Source organism: Blastocatellia bacterium, from assembly GCA_035573895.1.
In the GTDB taxonomy this organism is placed as follows: domain Bacteria; phylum Acidobacteriota; class Blastocatellia; order HR10; family HR10; genus DATLZR01.
In genome coordinates, this window is the sequence record DATLZR010000123.1 from 1 (window position 1) to 22,227 (window position 22,227).

The window sequence follows — 22,227 nt, forward strand, 5'->3', positions numbered from 1 at the left end:
GTACGGCGAGGGGGATATAAGTGTCGGGGGGGGGTGGTCGGGAGTGGAGTGTGCGGAAGGGGAGCGTACTGGAAGGTACCAAGGTAGACCTGGTGAGGTTTGTTCTTTATGGTGAAGGTGTTTGCGGTGGAAGTTTCGGCCTATCGGGCCGCCAGGGAGCTTAAGCTTTGCTACAATACCACCCACAAGCTCTAGATGCGGCTTCGGGAACGGTTGTACGCAAAGATTGCGCAGGAGTTCGGTGACGCCTGTGGGGAAGTGGAGATGGACGAGGCGTACTTTGGGGGTAGACGCCGTGGCAAACGTGGACGTGGGGCTCAAGGAAAGATTCCGGTGTTTGGGATCCTCGAGCGGGGAGGGAAGGTTCGCCTGGAACTCCTTCCCGATGGGAGCCGAGAAAGCCTTCTCACCTTGGCGGTTGCCAAGGTTAAGCGAGGGAGCTTGGTCTATACCGATCAGTTCAAGGGCTATGACGGGCTTGTGAGCTATGGGTTTCGCCACGAACGGATCAACAAGAATATCCGTTTCGCCAACGGGCGGGTGTACCTCAACGGGATTGAGGGCTTCTGGTCCTTCGCTAAAGAACGACTGGCGAAGCTCCACGGAGTGGGCCAACACCATTTCATCCTCTACCTCAAAGAGCTCGAGTTTCGCTACAATCACCGCCAAATCCTTGATCAAGCAATCTATCAAGCACTCAAAGGTGGAATAAAATGAGTAATCACCCTAAAAATAGGGAATACTCCCCCTGAATCACTATGCGGAAATCGAACAGGACACGGGGCACAGCCGAGAGCTTTATGAAGCGCACCCGCCTGGGAGACAATGTTGGCATGACAGCGCCCGCCCCGCCGCTGGGTTCCCAGGGAAGGGAGTTGATAACCTTGTGGACGGGTCCTAAAATACCTCTTGTAGAGGTGGCTTGGAGATGAAGAGAAACGAAATGACGCGAAACACATTCGGATGACTGAGGCAGCCCAAACTGATAGGATTGTAGCCGTGTCGAACACCGGTCCACTCATTTCAGCATTTCAATCTGGCAGAACGGACCTGCTGAGGCGATACTTTTCTGTAATTTACATACCTGCCTCTGAACTCAACGAGCTGGACGAGCATGGCTGGGCAAATGAAATTCGTGAGTTGATCAATGACGGCTTGGTGAAAGTTGTTGAACTGACTGAGCAAGAGAAAGAGCTGGCAGAGCATCTGGCCAAGAGGATTGCTGCTGAATCGCGTGATCGAGACTGGCGCAATCATCTTCCTGAGGCAGAAGCGATGGCGCTCATGGAGGAGCGAAAATCCTTGGCTAAGCAGATTCTTCTCGACGAGATGGCCGCACGGAACGTGGCTCAGGAACGGAATCTCTCGGTCACCGGCTTTCCGGGTGTGGTGGACCGAGCGAAAGTGGATGGACTGCTTACGCCGGACCAAGCCCGCCAGTTGCTGAAGACCTGTCAGCAGCAAGGCACGCATTATAGCGATGAATTGATTGAAACTGTAGCTCGAAGTTGCTAGAAGGTGAAGAATGAAAACTGTACCGGAACCAAATGCGGAGTTGTTGTCAGCCGCAGACGTGCCTGGGGACGTAGCTCGGTTGACAGCAGCACTCAAGCAGGCACGTGCCGAGCGAGAGGGGTATCATGAATTTATGATTCCCAAAGGCACCAGATTTGCCTGTCTGGCGCTAGAGGGAGCTTCTCTAGCTAACGGCCTGCCAGAACAATTAGATTTGAAAGATGGTTTGTGGGCACTCCTGAGGCCTCCATTTGAAATGGCCGAGCATTGGCAAGAGTGGCTTGGCTCTATTCAGGCTCGACACTTTTCCAACAGTAACTTCTTACTCTTCGGCACGCATCCTGTAGATCAAATGGGCGTATCAGACCGTGAGCTTCGAGATAAAGTAATGAGTCTTTTTTATGCGATATTGATGCATGGCGTACCTCACTATGATGCTGCACTGCTATTAACAGGTGAAAACTGGTCTGGAACTATCAATGTCCAGTCGGTGACGACGCCATATCGCTACTACCGCGCTGCCAAGGTTCTCCCGGCCCGAATTGATGAGAACACACTTATGAGCGCTGCCATCGCTGCTGCCGGTCTACGAACCATCTACGCAAGTAAACAAGACTATCGCCGCCTCAAAAAGGGATTCGAGGCGTGGACCAGAGGGATGCGAGAGGGTGTGGGAATCTACCGGCTCCACCAGTTTGTGAGAGCCATCGAGGCTGTCGTTAAGCCATCAACCCGTCAAACCCGCAGGCGGTTTGTTCAGCGCTGCCAACTTTTTGCCGGCCGCTCCGATCAAATTCGCAATTTGCTAGGTGAGCTGTATGACCTCCGTAGTTATGCGGAACATATGAATGATTACCAAGCCGTGCTCGGCCGATATGGGCCAAAGTGGGAGACAATTGGCTCGAAGCGCGCATATCAAGCGGAACTGCTGGCCAGTCATGTTTATCTTCGCATTCTTAAAGAGGATGGGTTGCGGAGCATCTTCATTAGCGATGAGAGTATTGATCAGTTTTGGAGGAAGCACGATGATGAACGGGTCCGCGTTTGGGGAGAGGCCATAGATTTGGAGACCGAGGTAAGAGCCCGATTTCTTGATTTCGACTAATATCTGGAGCTATGGCTTCTCGTCTTCGCCTGGCTGTCTTACTGCACATCACAATTGGCACATGTTCGAGATGCGAGGCGAAGCAGCAGCGTGTTATTGACAATCGGAGAGAGACAGGATGAAGGAAATTACTCGCACGGAGCTCGTCTGGGTCGGCAAATACGATGAGAAAGGGCAGCTCCGCCCTGTGGAGCGCACTATCCTCCCCTTTCAGGTGGTCGAGACGGTCAACGAGTCCCAGGCCGACCGCGAGAAGGCGCAACGAGACCTGTTCACCTTGATGCCGCGCGACGATACTTGGCGCAACATGCTCATCTGGGGCGACAACAAGGTGGTGATGTCCTCGCTCCTGCCGCGCTTTGCGGGCAAAATCAATCTCATCTACATTGACCCGCCCTTTGCCACTGGGCAGGACTTTTCCTTCCGCGTACGCGTGGGTGACGAGGAGTTCGTCAAAGAGCCGTCTATCATCGAGGAAAAAGCCTACCGCGATACCTGGGGTCGTGGCCTTGACTCCTACCTGCAGATGATGTACGAACGGCTGGTACTGATGTGGGAATTGTTGGCGGAGGATGGGAGTATTTATGTTCATACTGGACCGAACGTTGTCCACTATGTGAAAGCCGTTCTCGACGAGGTTTTTGGACCAAATCGTATCTCAACGAGATCATCTGGCAACGAACGGCGTCACACAATGACCCAAGAAGGTACGGCTGCATTCATGATGTGATTCTTTACTACAGTAAGTCAGAGGGGTATCTCTGGAATGAACCAAAGGCTAGCCAATCTCCGGAATATATTGACAAGTTTTTTATCTACGCCGAGTCTCCGAACGGCAAAGTTGTGAAGTTGCGTAAAGGTGAGCAAGCACCGGAGGGTTGGAGACGCTTCCGGCTAGGCAATCTAGCGAGTCCTCATCCCAGGCCGAACCTCACCTACGAGTATAAAGGCTATAAGCCTCCTAAGAATGGATGGAAGGTCTCGCGGGAGCGCATGGAGGAACTGGATCGACAAGGCCGCTTGTGGTTTCCGCCAAACAAGACGGGCAGGATTCAAACGAAACACTATCTTGATGAGGTGGAGGAGGGTCGACCTGCTCCTGACATTTGGACCGGCATACTCGCGCTGCAAGCACAGTCTGTTGAGCGATTGGGATACGAGACGCAAAAGCCTGAGCGCCTCCTGGAACGCATCATCAGAGCATCCTCTAATGAAGGCGACCTCGTCGCCGACTTCTTCTGTGGCTCGGGGACAACACTGGCCGTAGCGGAGAAGCTGAATCGCCGGTGGATTGGCTGTGACCTCTCCAAGTGGGCCATTCAGGTCACCCGCAAGCGGCTGCTGCAAATCGAGGGGTGCAAGCCGTTTGATATCCTGAACCTCGGTAACTACGAGCGCCACAAACTCGCCGCCAACGGTCATTGGGAACGCTACGTTCAGTTCATCCTTGATCTCTATCGCGCTGAAGCCGTCACCGGCTTCAAGACTCTTCACGGCAAGAAAGCCCGCGCCTACGTCCACGTCGGCAGTGTGAACAGCCCGGTGACCATGCGGGAGATTCGCCAAACCCTGAAAGAAGCGCAGGAAGCCGGTGTGCGCGAGGTGCATTTTCTTGGCTGGGACTTTGAGATGGGCCTGCATGACCTGGTCAATCAGGTGGGTGAGGACTACGGCGTCAAGGTGCGGCTGGTCTCCATTCCGCGCGAGTCGCTCGAAGTCATCAATCCGGCGCGCGAAGAGGTGCGCTTCTTTGACCTCAACTACCTGGAGTTAGAGCACGAGGTCAACGGCAAGAAACTCACCGTGCGACTCAAAGACTTTATCATCGCCAACCCGGAGTACCTGCCTGACGAAGTGCGCGACAAGATCAAAAAGTTCAGCGATTACATTGACTACTGGGCGGTGGACTGGGATTACCACAACGACACCTTCCACAACGGCTGGCAGTCCTTCCGCACGCGTAAGAACCCGAAACTGGAGACAAAAGCCACCCACACCTACGAGCAGACGGGAACGTACAAGGTCTTGGTGAGGGTGGTGGACATCTTCGGAAATGATACGACGAAGCTGGTGGAGGTGAGGGTACCATGATGGAAATGCGCCTTCGACACATACGAAGCCGTCACCAAATGATCCGTTTTCTTGATGGGTACGCAACCCAGCGGATGGAAGAACTAGACGAGCGGAAACTGAAAAAGGCGCTCGTCAAGACTCAATTGTTGGAGCTTCTTGATGGGGAGCAACCGCATACACCTGAAGGACTCCAGACCGTCTTTGCCAGGCGCGGGATTCGTCTGGAACCGCTGGAAGAATGGCTGTTCCTGGCGATGGATAGTCAAATTGGAGAGGTTGGTTTCCTAGAACGCCTCCGCCCTCGTATTGTCGCACTTTACAGCACGCTGAAATCATCAGACCTCGGTTCCTGGGTTCGTCGTCTTGTTTTCGGTAGCCCGGAGCTTGACTATGTGTGGCTGAGTGGCTTGACCTTCAGTGTGTTGTGGGAGCTGGTCACACAGTTGAGCCGCCCCCATCGCTTCACCCGGTTAGTGTTCACTCATGACAGCATCTTTGATATTGACAGCGCCATCTCTGACGGGGAACAGGAGGAGGAGGAAACCTCTCAAGATTCTGGTGACGAGGACCTGGAGGAGATTATAGAGCGGCGTGCAACCAGTTTCCGTCTGGTCGATCGCATCGGCGTGATCCAGGAAAAATTAGAGAAGTTACAGGAGATCTACTCGCCCTTGTATGCTATCAGCCAGTTGCGGTTCCCATCTCCTGTGGGGCGTGGGGGCCACGATTTTTACGACAACGGGCGAGTCACAAACAGGAGCGAGAGTTTTCGAGACCACAGGAGCCACGTGCTCTTTATTGTCCGCATTTACGAGCAGCTTCTCAAATCAACCGAAGAACAGGCGTGGTACTCGATACGGGAATCTGTTGGCGTTCCAGGACAATTTCGCAAGATCGTTGGGGCTCCGGTCATCATTCGGTTTCGGGAAACCTTGAACCCCACTGTCTTCGACTACTGGATAACCGCGACGTTTGAACGCAAGCGGAATCGATTCCGACTCTGGGGGCATCCCATCCGGCTCGGACCAATGAAAGTGCATGTCTACGGCGTTGACCGCCATCTGTGGCAACCCCTTTTTCTGGAATTTACCGCGAAAGGCTGTACAGCGATTATTCCTAACGGCACTTGTGGCAATACGGTACACCGTCTGGTCGCCAACATCCAACGATACCTCGACCCAGGGGCCGAAGCCTTCGTCGGGGATATGCCTTACAAACAAATGGTCAAGGAATCTGCACGGGGAGTTAGCTATGACCTCGATACCGAATGAGTTGATAAAAGACCCTCTCTTTCAGTTGAACGCGCTTCCATGGCTGGCTCAACCATTGCCCGATGAGAACGAAATCAGTCCACTCCTCTACAAACAGGGGTTTACAGTGTATGCCATCGCTCCACTGCTCGGCCCGCCACCTGACTTGCGCCTAGTAGCCCAGGAAGCACGGATCAGTATGCAGGAAAGGGTCAGGCCGGATGTAGTGTTGACACATGAAGGTGACCGCAAGTTCGGCTTTATCGAATGCAAGGCAAGCGCCTTCGGACCGACATCCTCGCCGGCTGAACAGGCGCGAAGCCTGCTGGTCGTCGCTGGACCGCGCGCTGCTGAAGTTCTCGGCTTATCGTCCGGCCAAGTATTGGCTTCGCTCCTTGGATTCGTGATGCCCGAGAATGACCGCGAGCCACTTACCCAAACGCTTGCAAGGCTCTGTGAGGAACTAGATAAGAATGGGTTACCTGCTGGGCAGTTTTCTATCCTTGGCCTTGTGTTAACCGACACCGATATCAGCATCATGATCAATGACCTAGGAAGCACATTCTTCGCGTTGTCACCAGGTGCGAATCCTTTCATGAAACGAGAACCGGACACTGATCCTAGGCCGCTTTACTTCATTCCTTATGATCCCGACGTCGCGCAGTCGGAGCAGGAGAGGATGCTCTGCAAGCGCGTACTCTTTGAGAGAATGCAGAGCACCATTATTGCAGCGGTGGGACGTGCGAATCCTCCCACTGAATTATCTTTGGAGTCTCAGAAGGTCCTCAACGATGCAATGTTTGGGATGTACGGACACTGGGAGAACCGTGATTCGCGCGGCACATGCGTGGGCTGTGCAGACAGTTTCTGAACGCTCTTACGCAAGCCGTAAATTCCGTGGCCCCAGACACTATGATTTTTCTGTCCGGAGAGGGCTGGAAGATCAGATTACAAAATGAAGAACAGCACAAGAGGATGATTGACGCGCTAACCCGCTTCTCTTGTGAGACACTCGATTTGCGAAGCGAACCTCTTCCAGGTCTTTTTGATGATGCGGAAGATGATGAGTCAGCGGGAGGAGTGTAATATGGTGCTGAATTTGCTGGAGCAAAAAAGCAACTCTGTCGCTACCGTTTGGCGAAAGAAAGGCAGAGACTATGACACAAAATATTACAATTGAACCAGCGCTCCAATCCCTCAGCCAACTCTACACCTTCCGAAGATCGGAAGAGGTGGCTGAGTTCCTACAAGAGCACCCGTTTCTTGTTCCACTGCTTCGGGAGGCGCATGGTAAGATCGCTGAGTACTTCGGGCCATCCCCGGATGTGGTTCTCGAGGTCGTCACCGACCCGGAAGCGGAAAACGATCGTGAGCTCTTCGCCTTCATTCGCATCAGTCTTCCGCCGGATGAGGCGCTGAGTAAACTGGACCGGCTCGATCAAGAATGGTGGCTCGATGCGTCGGACCGGGCTGAGAACCAACTCTGCATTGACGTGGAGTTTGCATGAGCTTTGACTGGCTGGAATACCTTGACCTTGCTCGCGAGCTGGCAGGACAAACAACGGCCGCTTCGACTCAGGAGGCCAAATGGCGCTCTGCTATCAGTCGAGCCTATTATGCCGCTTTCTGCAAAGCACGAAATTGCTTGCGCGATAAACAAGGGCTTTCAATCCCTCGTACAGGCCAAGCTCATAGGATTGTCTGGCGGCAGTTTAAGAATAGCCCCGACAAGTCACGCAAGCGAATCGGAGAAAACTTAAGGCGCCTGCTCAACGACCGAAGGCAGACAGATTATGAGGACGTTGTCAGCAACCTACCGGTTCTCACCCATAAAGCCGTGACGCGAGCTTCTGAAGTGGTCTCTGTGTTGGGCAAACTGTGAACGACCATGGCTGCAATCCCTCTCGACCACAAAATCAAATCCGCCGTCGCCGCCTGGCGCGAGAAAGGCTACGAGCGGGCAAGCATTGTCACGCAGCGGCTTCTTGAATTCTGGTTCAAAGAGGAGCACTGGTTGAAGGATGGGAGCGAGTTCACATTCTGGCGCGCCCAGCGCGAGGCCATCGAAGCCCTTATCTACGTCTATGAGGTGTGCCGTTACCACAACCTCTACAGCCTAGCTCGCAACTTTGGCGTCAGCCTCACCTTCGATCCCACCACCGACAACTGGCCCAAATACTGCTTCAAGATGGCTACCGGCTCCGGCAAAACTTTTGTGATGGCGCTGGCCATGGTCTGGCAATACTTCAATCGCTTCTTTCGCACCGATAACGGCTGCCGCTACACCTCTCACTTTCTCCTCATCGCACCTAATCTCATCGTGCTCGACCGGCTCAACGAAGCTTTCGCAGACAACGCCATATTCAACGAGTTTCCTTTCATCCCACCGGAATGGGAAGCGGATTTTGGCTTGCAACTTGTCTACCAGAGCCAGGTCACCGCGCCGCACGCCTTCGGCATTCTATACCTGACCAATGTCCAGCAGCTCTATGAGGACAAGGCTGATGAACCTACCAACGAGGTTCAGGAAGCCCTTGGCCCCTACGTGGTCAAAGGCCAGCCGTTGAGTCGCATAGACTTGGAACAAGCACTCTCACAGCACCGCGACCTTCTCGTGCTCAACGACGAAGCCCACCACGTCCACTCAGATGACCTGGAGTGGGCCAAAGCCATCAACCGTTTGCATGACGCGGGGCATGCCCAGAGCGGTCAGGGCTTGGTGATGCAACTGGACTTTTCAGCCGCGCCATACACCGGTGCGGGCGATCGCAAGGTTTTCTTCCCCCATACGATCTACGACTACCCTCTGGCAGCCGCCATCCGGGACCAGGTGGTCAAGCGTCCTAAGATTGGCGAGATTGAGCACGCGCCGGAGCCGCTGACAAAGGACTACGTCAAACGGAACCGGCTGCAAATTGATACGGGGGTCGAAGTCTTTCGGCGATTCCAACGCGACTTCAAGCCGACCGGCAAAAAGCCGGTTCTCTTTGTCATGGCCGACCAAACGCGCAACGCCGACAAGGTAGGCGCATATCTAGAGCGCGAGCATCGGCTCAAGACTCTGGTCATCCACACCGACACAGCGGGGGTCATCACCAAGAAGGACCTGGAGAAGGCACGGGAGGCCGCTCGTACCATTGACACCAATGAGTACGAGGCGATTGTGAGCGTGATGATGCTCAAGGAAGGGTGGGACGTCAAGAACGTTTGCGTCATCGTTCCACTGCGCTCCTACGAGTCAGCCATTCTGGCTGAGCAAACCCTGGGTCGGGGTTTACGGCGAATGAGCCAGCCGCACGCGGAGTGGGAAGAGAAACTCATCGTCATTGATCATCCCCGCTTCCGCGACCTATGGAACGCTGAGATTCAGAACGAAGACCTGGACATCGAAATCACCGAAGCCCACCGCGTCTATGAACCCGCTAATATTGTGCGCGTAGACCCGGCTAAGGTTCAGTACGATCTCTCGATTCCCGTTCTCACTGGCGGCATCACCCGCGACGTGCGCAAGATAGCTGATCTGGACGTGGGCACGCTGCCAGCGGGCCTCTTTCGTTTTGACGAGATTGAGCTGCCTCGCGTCATGTACCGGGAGAAGGACTTGCTCACTCAAAAGACAGATCTGGAACGGGAGTTATCCTTCGATTACACCGACCGCTACGACATCTATCTGGCTAACATCACCAAGGCGATTCTCTCTCGATGCGCTGCCTCCGCCCAGTTTGCCGAGGTGGTGCCCAAGGTGCGGCAGTATATTGAGCAGCGTCTTTTCGACAAGCGCGTGGATATGGCAAACCCGGACATTGTGCGCAAACTCAATCATCTCCCGGTTCGGGAGAAGATTCGAGATGTCTTCACTGACGCCATCTTGCGGCTTCAAGTCGTTGAGGAGCCCTATCAGTTTGTCGAGCGGTTCGCGGCAAGTCAGATGGAATCCTTTCATACTTCTGAGCCGGTCTATCCGGCGAAAAAGACCGTCTTTGAAGTCTTGCCCTACCCGCGCGGCTTTGAATACGAGAAGCACTTTATGCAGTATCTTGATGAGCAGGATGAGGTGCTGGCCTACACCAAGGTGCTGCCGCGAATGCCTCTGCGAATCCCGTACCACGACGCCCAAGGTCACCTACGCCACTACACGCCAGATTTTGTTGCCAAAACCGCTAACGGCTATTTCTTGCTGGAGCCGAAAGGCGCTGGGTGGGATCAGCACGAGGATACACCGGCGAAGGTTCAAGCTGCTATGGAGTGGTGCCAGAAGGTTTCAGATCTGACCGGTGAACGTTGGACATTCGTGAAGATCCTTCAGCCGGATTTCGAGCGGTTTCAGGGTTTATCGTTCGATCAACTCATATCGGCCTGTCGTGAGCACAGATAGAGGATGCATGCCGCTGCTTCGCCTAATATTCGCCTAATAGTGGCTAAAAGGCTTTTCTTCAGAGAATCCTTCACGACCTAAATCGCCCGATGACATTATACCAACTGCGGCTTGTGGACGGGCGGATTTCGGATTTACAAGTTCTGATCTCGTAACCAGTTATCCGCAATTCATGAGGGTTTTTCAAAGGCAATTGGTATTATGTTGCTACACACTTCCGGAAGCGGTTAGCTCCAGGTAGCGAGGGGACATCGTGCGCAATCTCTCCGCCTTCTCGAAAGGATATCAAGCGCATACTCTGCGTCTTCGCGGCTCGTATCCTTGCTGAGGGAAAACCTTATGCTGCCCTGGACGGTTTCGCGATCGCGACCCAAAGAGAGAAGTACCTGCCAAGGCTCCAGCGAGCCCAACGATCAAGCGGCTGCGGTTGAAAATGCAACACCTCGCAAATCGAGCCTGATCATCAAAGCTTCGCCTTCGATGAATCCGAAGCTGAAATCACAGATCTTGGGGACGCGCTTCTCGGGATGGCATCGAGAATTACAAATGGGATGCGCCGTTCGATCTCCCTTTTCAAATAGTCACATAGCTTGCGCATTCGCTTAGCTTGCTCATTGAGTTGAATTCGGACCAACTCGGCAGTCTTTCCAAAGCCAACAATCGCTGGCACATTCTCCGTTCTAGACTGCCGATCGCTCATGATGGCCATCGTCCATGTGGCGAACGAGCCGAACGCCACGGCGAACATAAAGCGCGCCAATCCCTTTTGGCCGCGAATCTTATGCGCTGAGATTGACAGTAGATCAACCCTCAGCTCTTTCACATTAACCGGAATCTTACCGAGAGCTTGAACTGCGTCGGTGTGAAGATAACGATGACGTTGATTTCCTCCAGCTCGCGCCTGCCGGACGAGTTGCGATCCCCCGGATCGGCTGAATCGTGCCGGTCTCGTTGTTGGCAAGCATGATCGTGATTAACGTCAGTTCGACATAAAGCGATTAGGTGACGAGGGCAGGGAGGTGAGTGAATTCCCCGACTCGAATATGGAGCGACGGTTTCTTCTCTCGGTGCATGCAGGCAATCAGGGCCGCAACCAGATTGAGCAGGAAGTTCCTGATGCTACCCTGACAGTGGTGCTCGATCGGAAGATGTTTTTCCGTTGATCCGAGAACATTCACGGGTAGAATTGTTGGCTGGATTGGTGAACATGGAACAGAAGAGAAGGATGACGATGGCGTGGAGGGAGTAAAAAGGGGAAAGGCTGGTGAGAGAATAAGGGAGCAAATTGGGTTCTCCGCTATCACGCAAGAAGTTTATCCCCCAAAACGGTCGGGCTTTTGTTTGGCGTCGCGGTATCTGTGGTGGGTTGTTTCAACGGGGCAGAAAAGCGGCCAGGAAATTCTGTCGGAAGCGCGCGGGATCAACGCTGACATACACGGCGACATTGGCTTTGCGTCCGGGCATGACGCGGGTTTGTCCTCGAACCGATGGTCGCAGCATCACCACGAGCGCCAGACGACGCGTGCGACCGACGTCCGGCTGGAGAGCCAGCATCGCCGCCAGCGGATCCCAGGCGAAATATTGCCCTTGACCGATGAGGTCCCGCTCGGCCTCCAGGAGTCGGCTCACCAGCCGCCCTTCCGGCGTGAGGGCGCGTCGGGTGAATTCGGAAACGAACGCCTCATCCAGGGGGACCTGGCGCGATGCGTCGAGGGGAACCAGCGTGATGGCCACGCCGGACGTGAAAACAATACGCCCGGCCAGCGGATCAATGTAAAAATTCCACTCGGCGACGCTTCTCTCTTGCGGCGCGTTCCCCGGAACGAAAACGGCTCCTCCCATGATCACCAGGCGTTCGATCTTGCGAACAATCGTCGGATCGGCCTGGATTGCTTGGGCGATGTTCGTCAGCGGGCCGAGAACGATGATCCGCACGCGGGAGGGGCTGGCGCGAATTTGCTCCAGGAGGAACTCCGAAGCCGGAATGCTGACCGGCTTCGCCGACGCTTCATCCAGATCGAGTCCGTAGAGCGCGTCGGCGCGTCGGCGCCAGGCGTCGGGGAACGCGTGCTCTCCCTCAAGCGGCTCAGCGCGACCCACGGCGACGGGGATTCCCGCATAACCGGCGGCCTGCAGAAGACGAAGGATGTTGCGCGCTCCCTGCGGCGGATGGGCCAATCCGTTAGACACGGTGATCCCCCGAACCGTCCAGGACGATGGCGCGCTCGCCCGCAGAAGGTAGAGCAGCGCGATCAGATCATCCGATCCGGCATCGGTATCAATCAGGAGAATGCGAGGCGTGGCGAGGGCCGACCGACTCCCCGGCAAGAGCGGAAGGATCACCAGGAAAGCGAGAATTCGCTTCCCGAACACGGGGCAAGACCATCGCACCATGAAGGTTCAGCGAGCGGCCATTTCTTCGAGGGCGGCGGCTCCGCTGACGACTTCGATGATCTGCTTGGTGATGGTGGCCTGACGCACGCGATTCATCTGGAGGGTGAGACTGCCGATCATCTCCTCGGCATTCTTCGTGGCATTGTCCATGGCCACCATTCGAGCGCCATGCTCGGAAGCCGCCGACTCCAGGAGCACGCGATAGATTTCCGCTTCGACATAACGAGGCAGGAGACGACCGAAAATCTCGGCGGGCGGTTGCTCGTAGAGGTAATCAATGAAAACCTCCCGGGGTGCCGGCTCCTCCGCCGCGCGAAGCCCGGAGATGGGGAGAAGTTGCTCGATGACGATCTCCTGCCGCAGGGCTGACTTGAATTCGTTGTAAAGGACGACGACCCGGTCAGTCGTCTCGACGGCTGTGAGGAACTCCTTGATGAGGTACTCGGCGATCTGGCGGGCGACGGCCACATCCACCTGCCGGTCGGTGACGCCGGTGTAGTCGGCGCGAATGGGGACGCCCTGACGGCGGAAGAAATCGCGTCCTTTTCGACCAATGCAGACGAGTTCGATCTTCTTGTCGGCCTGACGCTGAATGAAGTCCTGGGCCGCGCGAATGAGGTTGGTGTTGAATGCGCCGCAGAGACCTTTATCCGCCGTCACCAGGACGAGCAACAGATGATTGTCCCCGCGCGGCTCCAGCAGCGGATGGGTATAGCCTTCGCTTCGGCGGGCCAGCTCGCTGAGGACATCGGTCATGCGTTGAGCGTAGGGCCGGGCGGCCACGACGCGCTCTTGCGCCCGTCGCAGTTTGGCCGCCGACACCATCTTCATCGCGCGCGTGACCTGCTGCATGTTGCGCACGGCGCGAATCCGTCGGCGCAAGTCCTGCATGCTCGGCATTGACTCTCCCTCCGACTTCCAGCGTCCGCCCTAGCGATGGGCCGCGACGGCCGCTCGCTTCTCGGCCACAAAGCGGGCCTTGAATTCGGTGACGGCCTCTTTCAATTCGGCGAGGATCTCATCATCAATCTGCTGGCGTGTGCGAATCTTCTCCAGCAACCCACCGTGGCTGTTTTCCACAAAGCGGAGAAAGCCTTCCTCGAAAGCGCGCACGTCTTCCACATCAATATCATCGAGATAGCCGTTGGTGCCCGCCCAGATGACGACGATCTGCTTTTCCACATCCATGGGTTTGTACTGATCCTGCTTGAGCAGCTCGGTCAACCGTCGCCCGCGATTGAGTTGAGCGAGCGTAACCTTATCCAGCTCCGAGCCGAACTGAGCAAAGGCCGCCAGCTCGCGATACTGAGCCAGCTCCAGCTTGAGCGAGCCCGCGACCTGCTTCATCGCCTTGATCTGGGCCGACCCGCCGACGCGGGAGACCGAGATGCCCACGTTGATGGCCGGACGAATCCCGGCATGAAAGAGATCGCTCTCCAGATAAATCTGGCCATCGGTGATGGAGATGACGTTGGTCGGAATGTAGGCCGAGACATCGCCCAGTTGCGTCTCGATGATCGGCAACGCCGTGAGCGATCCCCCGCCGAATTCATCGTTGAGTTTCGCGGCCCGCTCCAGCAGGCGCGAGTGGAGATAGAAAACGTCGCCGGGGTAAGCCTCGCGTCCGGGAGGACGACGCAACAGCAGACTGATCTCTCGATAGGCGGCAGCGTGCTTGGACAGATCGTCGTAGATGACCAGCGCGTGTTGACCGCGATCGCGGAAGTACTCGCCCATGGCGCAGCCGGCGTAGGGAGCCAGATACTGCATGGCCGCCGGATCCGACGCCGCCGCCGAGACGACGATCGTGTAGGCCATCGCGCCGTACTCCTCCAGCGTCTTCACCACATGGGCAATGGTGGACTTCTTCTGCCCGATGGCGACGTAGATGCAGATGACATCCTTGCCCTTCTGGTTAATGATGGTGTCAATGGCGATGGCCGTTTTGCCGGTCTGACGGTCGCCGAGGATCAACTCGCGCTGACCGCGCCCGATGGGAATGAGGGCATCAATGGCCTTGAGTCCCGTCTGAAGCGGCTCCTTGACCGGACGACGGTCCACGACTCCGGGAGCCAGCCGTTCCACCGGATTGTAGGTGTCGGTGATGATGGGGCCGCGTCCGTCGAGCGGGCGCCCGAGCGCATCTACGACCCGTCCAATGAGAGCCTCGCCAACGGGCACCGACATAATGCGTCGGGTGCGCCGCACCTCATCGCCTTCTTTGATCAGGTGGTACTCGCCGAAGAGAACGGCACCGACTTTGTCCTCCTCCAGATTGAGCGCCAGTCCATAGACATCATGCGGCAGGGCCAGCAGCTCGCCCGCCATCACCTTTTCCACGCCGTAGATTTCGGCGATGCCGTCGCCCACCTTAACAACCCAGCCCACCTCATCCACGACGAGCTGACTCTCGAAATTTTCGATTTGCTGACGGATGATGTCGGCAATCTCATCCGATCTGATTTTTTCCATCCTGTCGTTCCTCCTTCATAATGGAAGCCGGGCACAGGGGCCGGTTGACCCTGACCCGGGCAGGGGATCGTCCCCGCGGCCCTTCAGGTGGAGGCCAGCAACTGTCGCCGGATCGCTTCCAGCCGGGCCTGAACCGATCCGTCGTAAACTTCGCTGTTCAGGCGCAGTTGGACGCCGCTGATGAGCTGATTATTGATGGTCTGGTGGAGGCGCACCGTTTTTCCCGTCGTGCGTTCGAGCTGCTGCCGAAGAGCCTCCGTTTCAGCATCAGTCAACGGGTGAGCGGAGCAGACAGTGACATGGATGACCCCCAGGCGGGCATCAATCTCCTGAGAAAACGCCCGAACAATCGCCTCCAGGTCATGCAGCCGCCCATGCCGCAGGACGACACGAAGAAAATGAGCGGTGGTGGGATGAGGCTTCATCCGCTCGATGAGCGTCTCCAGAAGCCGTTCCTTCCGAGGACGGTCAATGACGGGATGGGCGAAGACCTCCCGGAGCGAGAGCGTCTCCCGCAAAAGCTCGGCCCAGGTCTGCAATTCCTGTTGAACGATCCCATACTCGCCGCGCGGCCACACGACATCGGCCAGTGCTCGCGCGTAGCGTCTGGCGACTTTCAACGGGATCATGTCATCACCTCCGGCAGTTCGGCGATGAAGGCTTCCACCAGCCGATGATGGTCGTCCTCGGTCAACTGCTCGCAGAGCATCCGTCGGGCATGGGCCAGCGCCCGTTCAACGGCGAAGGTGCGCAGTTCAATTTCCGCGGCGCGGCGGGCCGTCTCGATTTCACGAAGGCCGAGGGCGCGAATCTTCTCCGCTTCACGGCGCGCGCTCTCCATGACGCGCTCATATTCGGCGGCAGCCTCCGCCTCGGCTCGAGCTTTCATTTGCTTGACTTCGTCATCGAGACGGGCGAGCTTGAGTTGAATTTCGTTGAGCTTCGTCCGGGCCGCTTCGCGCTCGCGGCGCGCCCGCTCCAGATCGGCCCGAATGGTCTCCGCCCGGTGGCGGAAAAACTGAGCGATGGGCTCGCGGAAGAAGTAATAGAGAGCCGCGACAAAAAGAAGGAAATTGACGAGGCGAGGAAGTTCCGGACTCATCAATGCCAGATGAGCAACTCCGGCCAGCCCCCCTCCCACACCGACGATGCCCGCTCCCGCGAGTATCATGATGAGACTCGCGTCACCTCCTCCAGGCGCCGCCCGACAACGGTGCCAATGATGTCCTGCGCCAGGCGCACAGCATCCGCCTCCAGATGGTGTTTGGCCTCCGTCACCTGCTCGCGCAATTGCTCTTTCGCCTGCCGGACGGCTTCGGTCATTTCGCGCTTGGTCTCGGCGATGATCTGATCGCGCTCGCGCAGGGCCTGTTGCCGCCGCTGCTCGATGAGGCGATACCCCTCGGCCCGAGTCCGCCGGAGAACATCCTCATAATATGAGAGCTTGTGCTCACATTCAGCCAGAATGGCTCTGGCCTCGGACTCGAACCCTCGCGTCCGCCGCTCTCGCTCATCCAGCACCCGAAGGATCGGTTGAAAGAGCGTGCGATTGAGAATCCACACCAGCGCGAGCGTCGTCAGGAAAACCACAATCGCTGTTGCATCCGGTTGAAGAATATTCTGCGCCAGAACGTGAGCCATATCCCCTACCGCGCGTCGTGCCCGGTTTTCAAAGGGGGCAAAGCTACCATAGCCCGGAAATAAGTGTCAAGCGGCCACCCCGTTCGGGCGCACGCCCCAATTGCAGGATCGCTCAGGCGGCTCGCGAAACCGCCGGCCAACGCCCCACTCCGGCGCTCAAAAACGCCAAGAGGAAAAAATGACGGCGCGTTTGGAGACGCGCCAGACCACCGGAGGCGGCCATTCCCGGCAACGCGCTCCCGGTCCTCAACGAACGTGCCGTCCCCCGACAGGACGGTAAACATGGCGCTCCTGAGGGGGCGTTGAAACACGGTAAAGGCAGGTCTCGTCGGCTATTTTCAGTTGAGAGGCAGCCGCGCAATGGAATCCATCCGGCGCTGGAAAACCATCCTCGCCAAAAGGTTGGAAAAGCCGACCTTTATCGGGATTTTCACCAACTGAGCGGCTCCGTTACGTGCGTATGGCGAGGAACACGGCGCGGCGTAAGGAGAAGCGCAGGGGGTTGGCCTTTACGGCGAACAACTCGCGTAACCGAGGCGGCGCCTGAGTCAGCATGACGGCAAGCACCTGGCGCAACTCCGGAGGGGTCCCGGACCGCTCCACCCAGGGTTCAAATTCCAGCTCCAGTTCTATTTCCTCACAGGCTTCAATGGCTAAACCCGCACCGGAAAACGCGGCTCGCCACTCGGCGACACTCCAGTCCCGCACATGGGTGGGATCGCGTAAAGCTTCCACGGCATTGATGAACCGATCGGCGACTTCGTCGGCAGGAGGCACCGTATCGGAAACCACGAGACGACCGCCTGGCCGTAAGACTCGTGCCATTTCCCGGACCGCATCCTCCAGTCGGGGATAGTGATGCGCCGCCATGCGGCATGTCACAAGATCAAAAGATCCATTGCCAAAGGGAAGGGCTCGGGCGTCCGCTTCCTGAAACTCTACATTACGGAGTCCACGTTCGGCGGCGAGATGGCGCGCCACCGCCAGCATCTGAGGAGTAAGGTCTATGGCCACCACGCGCGCTACGTGTGGCGCAAGCGCCATCGCCATGTGGCCCGCGCCCGTGGACACGTCCAGGGCCACATCTTCAGGTTGCGGTCGTGCGAACTGCACCGCCAGCCCCAGGTCTGCGCCGCGGGCATGTACCGTGCTCGTGGCATATAAATCCGCAGCCCGACCGAATCGCGCCTGAACGTCACGTTCCTTGACCATCATGCCACCTCTTCCTGTAGCGAGTGCCTCGTTTCAGACCGACGATTCACACGACGAACGATCCCGTCCCAGGGGAAAGGCAAAATTTGGGCGATGATAAATGTCCGGAACCAACGGGCGGCTCGGTGGACGTCGGCCAGGTACTGCTCGATGGCTGGCCGTTCGTCCGGAAACCACTCGATGAGAGTCTTTCGGTAGGCCGCCTCACCGACGGGCACCTCAAAGGTGAAGTCCGGGAAGACGAACTTCTCAAAGGGAGCGGCATCGGATTCCACCGGACCTGCCTCCGGGTGATGAAGTCCATCAGTGTGCGGGACAGTTGCCCTGTGGCCATGTGGCCCGCGCAGACCAACTTCCCAGCGAAACCCGCCGGGCTGCTCAACGATGTGCGTACAGCCGCCCAGCTTGAAGTGTCGCTCCAGGACGAGGACCCGTTGATGGCGTAACCGGGCCAACAGGCTGGCGACCGTCAGACCGCCGATCCCCGACCCGATCACAATGACGTCATAAGGTGAGTTCGGCATGGCGTGTTGCTGAAGACGGTACGAACTCGCCTCAGACCCCTCTCTCCGTCACTCCATCGCAGGGGAGGGAAGAATGTCCCCCCCTGCTAGCGGAGGCCCGCCAGAGCCGTTTGTGCGGCGCTCAGAATCTGAAACACGCGCGTGGGCAAAAGCCCGAGATAAAAAACTCCCGCCATCGTCACCCAGAGCGTGACGGCCGCCGATGGTGAGAGCGTCACCGGCGGGATTTCTTCTCGGACCTCGCGGAAGAACATGACGATGACCACGTAGAGGTAGTAGTAAACGGAGACGACGGTGTTGAGCACGCCGATGATCACCAGGGCCGGGAAACCCGCGCCCCAGGCCGATTGGAAGAGCCAGAACTTGCCGACGAATCCCGCTGTGCCGGGGAATCCCGCCAAACTGATGAGGAAAACGGCCAGGGGGAAGCTGAGCAGCGGCTGACGAAAGCCCAGCCCGGCGTAGTCCTGGATCAACACTTTCTCATCTCCCCGACGGGCCAGCACCGTGACGATGGCGAACGCGCCCAAATTCATCAGCGTGTACACGAGCATGTAAAAAGCGACTGCCGCCCAATCTCGCGCCAGCACTCCGATGAGCACATAGCCGGCATGCGCAATCGAGGAATAGGCGAGCATCCGCTTGATATTGGTCTGCACGAGGGCGATGACGTTGCCGAAGGTCATGGTGAGGATAGCCATCGCCGTCACGGCGGCGACCCAGTGAGAGGAGAGAGCGGTCGCCGCGCTCGTCGCTCCCCAGGGAACGAATGTGAGTGAGAAGACCCGAAGGAAGGCGGCAAATCCGGCGGCTTTCGGCCCGGTGGAGAGAAACGCGGTCACCGGCGTCGGTGCCCCTTCGTAGACGTCGGGCGTCCAGACGTGGAAAGGAACCGTCGTCACTTTGAATCCCAGCCCGATGAGGAGCAGCGCCGAGCCTGCCAGCAGCAGCGTCGTCTCCGCGCTTCCCAGAGAACCGCTCACCACTCGCTGCATCTCGGCCAGATTGGTCGTGCGCGTCGCTCCGTAGATGAGGGCAATCCCGTACAGGAGAAACGCCGAGGAGAAGGCTCCGAGGACGAAATATTTGAGGGCCGATTCGGTCGAACGGAGGTCATCCCGGCGATAGCCGGCCAAAACGTAGGTGGCAATGGTGACCGTCTCAATGCCGAGGAAGATCAGGATCAGATCATGGCTGGCGGCCAGGAGCCCCATGCCCACGGCGGCAAAAAGCAGCAGAGCGAAATACTCTCCCGGTGCGATCTTCTCTTCATCGAGAAAGGTCCAGGAGACGAAGATCGTGATGAGCGTCGCCAGCAGGATCACCAGCGTGAAGACGAGGCGAAAGCGGTCAACGACGATCATCCCCGAATAGGCGGTGAAAGGTTCTTCGTTCCACAGTCCGAGCACGGCTCCCGCTGCCAGCACCAATCCCGCCACCGTCAGCAGACCGTCACGAACTTTCCGGCCCGGCGCGAAGGCTTCGAGCAGCATCACCGTGATGCCGGTGAGCGTGAGGATCAGTTCAGGAAGGATCGCCCGCAGCGTGATGTTCAAATGCTCCACCGTCTCTCACTCCCTCGATGACTTCACCGTTGCCCGATCTGGGGTGGGGCGAGACCCCGCCTCGATGCAGGCTACCAGGCGTCGCCCACTGCTGGCGCGCTCACTCAACCACTGGACGGCCCGATCCGTTCGCCGCAGAATCGGGTTGGGAAGCACACCCATGAGGATGACCAGAATGGCCATTGGCACGAGCGTCCATTTTTCTCTCAGGGTCAGATCGGGCAGGTGACGATTTTCTTCTTTTGTCACCTCGCCGAAGAGGACGCGCTCGAGCGTCCAGAACATATAGAGGGTTGACCAGACCATCGCCGTCGCCGCCAGCACCGTATAGAGCCGCGCGTGGTCGAGCCCCGAGGTCCAGGTTCCCACCAGGACGAGGAACTCGCCGACGAATCCGCTCAAAAGCGGCAGGGCCACCGACGCCAGCGCCAGGATGCCGAAGACGGCCGTGAAAACCGGCATGACGCCCCCCAGCCCGCCGAATTCCTCGATGAGTCGCGTGTGTCGCCGCTCCGAGAGCACGCCCACAATGATGAAGAGCGCTCCGGTGGCAATGCCGTGACTGAGCATCTGGAAGATGGCTCCGTGAATGCTCTGCTCGGTGTGCGCGAAGACACCGAGCAAGACAAATCCCATGTGGCTCACCGACGAATAGGCGATGAGCTTCTTCAGGTCGGGCTGGACCATCGAGACGAGCGCTCCGTAGATGATGCTCACCAGAGCCAGCAGGCACATGACATCGGTCAGCTCGGCAGCGGCGCGAGGGAACATCGGCAAAGCGAAGCGCAGCAGCCCATAGCCTCCCATCTTCAACAGAATTCCCGCGAGGATGACCGATCCGGCCGTGGGCGCCTCGACGTGCGCATCCGGCAACCAGGTGTGGAAGGGGAAGGCCGGCAGCTTGATCAAGAAGGCCAGAGCGAAAGCGAGAAACAGCCATCGTTCCGTCGAAGGTGACAGCTCGACCGTCCCGCGGTGCAGATTCTCAGTGATGGCCAGAACATCGAACGTCGTTCCCCCATTGAGGTAGTAGAGACCGATGATCGCCGCCAGCATGAGGGCCGATCCCACCATCGTGTAGATGATGAACTTGACCGCCGCGTAAACGCGCCGCTCATAGCCCCAGATGCCGATGAGGAAGTACATCGGCACGAGCATCACTTCCCAGAAGAGGAAGAACAGGAACATATCGAGCGCCACGAAGACGCCGAGCAGTCCCGTCTCCAAAAGCAGGAGGAAAATGTGAAACTCCAGGACGTGCCGATCAATCGCCCGCCAGCTCGCCAGAATCGAGACGACCGTGAGGAAGGCCGTCAGGGGAATGAACCACAGGCTCAATCCATCCACGCCGAGGTAATAATCCACGGCGAAGCCGGAGAAGCGAATCCAGGCCGCGCGTTCGACCAGTTGCATCCCCGGACTCGCCGGGTCGAATCGCAGGACGACGAGCGCCGACAGCCCCAGCGTCACCAGCGCGACGGCCAGGGCGAGGCGTCGCAGCATCTCTTCGCTCCGACCCCCGAGCACGCGATAGAGTAAGAGCGCGCCCGCTCCAGCGGTCGGCAGCAGCGTCACCCAGCTCAGAAGGTGCGTGCCCATTGTCTTCCACCCGATCGAGGACCGCCTCTCTCCATCAGGGAGATGGGGTTCCCACGAACACGAAATATCCGAGGACGATGAGGGCTCCGAGCAGGATCATCATCACGTAACTTCGCACCAGACCCGTCTGCATCTGGCGGAGCACGCGGGCCAGGCCGGCCACAGCCGTCGCCGTGCCGTTGACGGCCCCGTCAATCAAAGTCACATCGAGCCAGCGCCAGAGCACACGAGTGGACGCAGCGTGCAATGGCCGGACGAAGATCGCCTCGTAGATTTCGTCCAGGTAGTATTTGTTCTCCAGCACCCGCGGCGCCGACCGCAGCGGATCGCGCCGATAGTATTGACGCGCCCACAGCAAAGCCGCGACCACAGCCACGACCGACACAAAGGCCAGGCCGATTTCCGTCGCATGATCCGGGACGTCAGCAACGACTCGCGTTGGATGAACTGGAGCCGACGCCACCGCCGGATGCAGAAAATGCTCCAGCCAGTTAGTGATGCG

Annotated in this window: 21 protein-coding genes; 10 read left to right on the forward strand and 11 right to left on the reverse strand. The window is 57.6% G+C overall.

From position 1 onward, the window contains the following. Positions 1-195: 195 nt before the first annotated feature. From VNM72_11070 to VNM72_11115, 10 genes are all read left to right on the forward strand, one after another. Positions 196-717 (forward strand): IS1595 family transposase, encoded by a 522-nt coding sequence (locus VNM72_11070; protein ID HXF05940.1) that lies wholly within the window; start codon positions 196-198, stop codon positions 715-717. A 246-nt stretch (positions 718-963) separates the two neighbouring features. Further along, on the forward strand, positions 964-1,515 hold the full coding sequence (locus VNM72_11075; GenBank protein HXF05941.1) for a hypothetical protein: 552 nt from the start codon (positions 964-966) through the stop codon (positions 1,513-1,515). 10 nt (positions 1,516-1,525) lie between these two features. Then, a complete protein-coding gene (locus VNM72_11080) occupies positions 1,526-2,620 on the forward strand; it encodes a hypothetical protein (protein HXF05942.1) in 1,095 nt (364 codons plus the stop codon). Between the two features lie 118 nt (positions 2,621-2,738). Next, positions 2,739-3,350 carry a DNA methyltransferase gene (locus tag VNM72_11085; protein ID HXF05943.1) on the forward strand — a complete coding sequence of 204 codons (612 nt, stop codon included), beginning with the start codon at positions 2,739-2,741 and terminating at the stop codon, positions 3,348-3,350. Next, positions 3,290-4,711, forward strand: a complete 1,422-nt coding sequence (locus tag VNM72_11090; protein HXF05944.1) for a DNA methyltransferase — start codon at positions 3,290-3,292, stop codon at positions 4,709-4,711. The genes VNM72_11085 and VNM72_11090 overlap by 61 nt, the downstream gene beginning before the upstream one ends. Continuing rightward, positions 4,708-5,964 (forward strand): hypothetical protein, encoded by a 1,257-nt coding sequence (locus tag VNM72_11095; protein HXF05945.1) that lies wholly within the window; start codon positions 4,708-4,710, stop codon positions 5,962-5,964. Before VNM72_11090 ends, VNM72_11095 begins: the two co-directional genes overlap by 4 nt. Further along, positions 5,945-6,814, forward strand: coding sequence for a hypothetical protein (locus VNM72_11100; GenBank protein HXF05946.1), 870 nt, complete (start codon positions 5,945-5,947; stop codon positions 6,812-6,814). The genes VNM72_11095 and VNM72_11100 overlap by 20 nt, the downstream gene beginning before the upstream one ends. Before the next feature lie 286 nt (positions 6,815-7,100). After that, positions 7,101-7,451 (forward strand): hypothetical protein, encoded by a 351-nt coding sequence (locus VNM72_11105; GenBank protein HXF05947.1) that lies wholly within the window; start codon positions 7,101-7,103, stop codon positions 7,449-7,451. Further along, entirely contained in the window at positions 7,448-7,825 is a 378-nt protein-coding gene (locus VNM72_11110; protein ID HXF05948.1) for a HEPN domain-containing protein, read from the forward strand. The genes VNM72_11105 and VNM72_11110 overlap by 4 nt, the downstream gene beginning before the upstream one ends. Positions 7,826-7,831: 6 nt before the next feature. Continuing rightward, a complete protein-coding gene (locus VNM72_11115; protein HXF05949.1) occupies positions 7,832-10,318 on the forward strand; it encodes a DEAD/DEAH box helicase family protein in 2,487 nt (828 codons plus the stop codon). Between the two features lie 1,371 nt (positions 10,319-11,689). On the opposite strand, the gene VNM72_11120 is transcribed toward VNM72_11115, so the two are convergent. The 11 genes from VNM72_11120 to VNM72_11170 form a co-directional block, all read right to left on the reverse strand. Then, the gene (locus VNM72_11120; protein HXF05950.1) at positions 11,690-12,712 is read right to left on the reverse strand and encodes a nucleoside hydrolase; all 1,023 of its coding nucleotides are present in this window, start codon (positions 12,710-12,712) and stop codon (positions 11,690-11,692) included. Between the two features lie 6 nt (positions 12,713-12,718). Beyond that, positions 12,719-13,612 (reverse strand): ATP synthase F1 subunit gamma, encoded by an 894-nt coding sequence (gene atpG, locus VNM72_11125; GenBank protein HXF05951.1) that lies wholly within the window; start codon positions 13,610-13,612, stop codon positions 12,719-12,721. A gap of 30 nt (positions 13,613-13,642) precedes the next feature. After that, positions 13,643-15,184: a F0F1 ATP synthase subunit alpha gene (gene atpA / locus VNM72_11130; protein HXF05952.1), complete on the reverse strand. Its 1,542-nt coding sequence runs from the start codon at positions 15,182-15,184 to the stop codon at positions 13,643-13,645. Positions 15,185-15,267: 83 nt separating this feature from the next. Then, positions 15,268-15,813: an ATP synthase F1 subunit delta gene (gene atpH, locus VNM72_11135; GenBank protein ID HXF05953.1), complete on the reverse strand. Its 546-nt coding sequence runs from the start codon at positions 15,811-15,813 to the stop codon at positions 15,268-15,270. Beyond that, complete coding sequence (locus VNM72_11140; GenBank protein HXF05954.1) at positions 15,810-16,355, reverse strand: hypothetical protein; 546 nt, start codon at positions 16,353-16,355, stop codon at positions 15,810-15,812. The genes atpH and VNM72_11140 overlap by 4 nt, the downstream gene beginning before the upstream one ends. Beyond that, complete coding sequence (locus VNM72_11145; protein HXF05955.1) at positions 16,352-16,825, reverse strand: ATP synthase F0 subunit B; 474 nt, start codon at positions 16,823-16,825, stop codon at positions 16,352-16,354. Before VNM72_11145 ends, VNM72_11140 begins: the two co-directional genes overlap by 4 nt. A 450-nt stretch (positions 16,826-17,275) precedes the next feature. After that, positions 17,276-18,040: a methyltransferase domain-containing protein gene (locus VNM72_11150; protein HXF05956.1), complete on the reverse strand. Its 765-nt coding sequence runs from the start codon at positions 18,038-18,040 to the stop codon at positions 17,276-17,278. Then, on the reverse strand, positions 18,037-18,561 hold the full coding sequence (locus VNM72_11155; protein HXF05957.1) for an FAD-dependent oxidoreductase: 525 nt from the start codon (positions 18,559-18,561) through the stop codon (positions 18,037-18,039). The genes VNM72_11150 and VNM72_11155 overlap by 4 nt, the downstream gene beginning before the upstream one ends. A gap of 86 nt (positions 18,562-18,647) precedes the next feature. Then, entirely contained in the window at positions 18,648-20,126 is a 1,479-nt protein-coding gene (locus VNM72_11160) for an NADH-quinone oxidoreductase subunit N (GenBank protein ID HXF05958.1), read from the reverse strand. A gap of 6 nt (positions 20,127-20,132) precedes the next feature. After that, complete coding sequence (locus VNM72_11165; GenBank protein ID HXF05959.1) at positions 20,133-21,725, reverse strand: NADH-quinone oxidoreductase subunit M; 1,593 nt, start codon at positions 21,723-21,725, stop codon at positions 20,133-20,135. Positions 21,726-21,759: 34 nt separating this feature from the next. Continuing rightward, positions 21,760-22,227 (reverse strand): hypothetical protein (locus VNM72_11170; GenBank protein HXF05960.1); only part of this gene is annotated, 468 nt, incomplete at its 5' end.

Bases quoted from the DNA above. Each gene is read 5' to 3' on its own strand.
- VNM72_11100 (HXF05946.1), top strand. From the start codon at position 5,945: ATGACCTCGATACCGAATGAGTTGATAAAAGACCCTCTCTTTCAGTTG.
- VNM72_11095 (HXF05945.1), top strand. From the start codon at position 4,708: ATGATGGAAATGCGCCTTCGACACATACGAAGCCGTCACCAAATGATC.
- VNM72_11165 (HXF05959.1), bottom strand. From the start codon at position 21,725: ATGGGCACGCACCTTCTGAGCTGGGTGACGCTGCTGCCGACCGCTGGA.
- VNM72_11070 (HXF05940.1), top strand. From the start codon at position 196: ATGCGGCTTCGGGAACGGTTGTACGCAAAGATTGCGCAGGAGTTCGGT.
- VNM72_11140 (HXF05954.1), bottom strand. From the start codon at position 16,355: ATGATACTCGCGGGAGCGGGCATCGTCGGTGTGGGAGGGGGGCTGGCC.
- atpA (HXF05952.1), bottom strand. From the start codon at position 15,184: ATGGAAAAAATCAGATCGGATGAGATTGCCGACATCATCCGTCAGCAA.
- VNM72_11075 (HXF05941.1), top strand. From the start codon at position 964: ATGACTGAGGCAGCCCAAACTGATAGGATTGTAGCCGTGTCGAACACC.
- VNM72_11085 (HXF05943.1), top strand. From the start codon at position 2,739: ATGAAGGAAATTACTCGCACGGAGCTCGTCTGGGTCGGCAAATACGAT.
- VNM72_11080 (HXF05942.1), top strand. From the start codon at position 1,526: ATGAAAACTGTACCGGAACCAAATGCGGAGTTGTTGTCAGCCGCAGAC.
- VNM72_11150 (HXF05956.1), bottom strand. From the start codon at position 18,040: ATGATGGTCAAGGAACGTGACGTTCAGGCGCGATTCGGTCGGGCTGCG.
- VNM72_11145 (HXF05955.1), bottom strand. From the start codon at position 16,825: ATGGCTCACGTTCTGGCGCAGAATATTCTTCAACCGGATGCAACAGCG.
- atpH (HXF05953.1), bottom strand. From the start codon at position 15,813: ATGATCCCGTTGAAAGTCGCCAGACGCTACGCGCGAGCACTGGCCGAT.
- VNM72_11120 (HXF05950.1), bottom strand. From the start codon at position 12,712: ATGGTGCGATGGTCTTGCCCCGTGTTCGGGAAGCGAATTCTCGCTTTC.
- VNM72_11155 (HXF05957.1), bottom strand. From the start codon at position 18,561: ATGCCGAACTCACCTTATGACGTCATTGTGATCGGGTCGGGGATCGGC.
- atpG (HXF05951.1), bottom strand. From the start codon at position 13,612: ATGCCGAGCATGCAGGACTTGCGCCGACGGATTCGCGCCGTGCGCAAC.
- VNM72_11115 (HXF05949.1), top strand. From the start codon at position 7,832: ATGGCTGCAATCCCTCTCGACCACAAAATCAAATCCGCCGTCGCCGCC.
- VNM72_11105 (HXF05947.1), top strand. From the start codon at position 7,101: ATGACACAAAATATTACAATTGAACCAGCGCTCCAATCCCTCAGCCAA.
- VNM72_11110 (HXF05948.1), top strand. From the start codon at position 7,448: ATGAGCTTTGACTGGCTGGAATACCTTGACCTTGCTCGCGAGCTGGCA.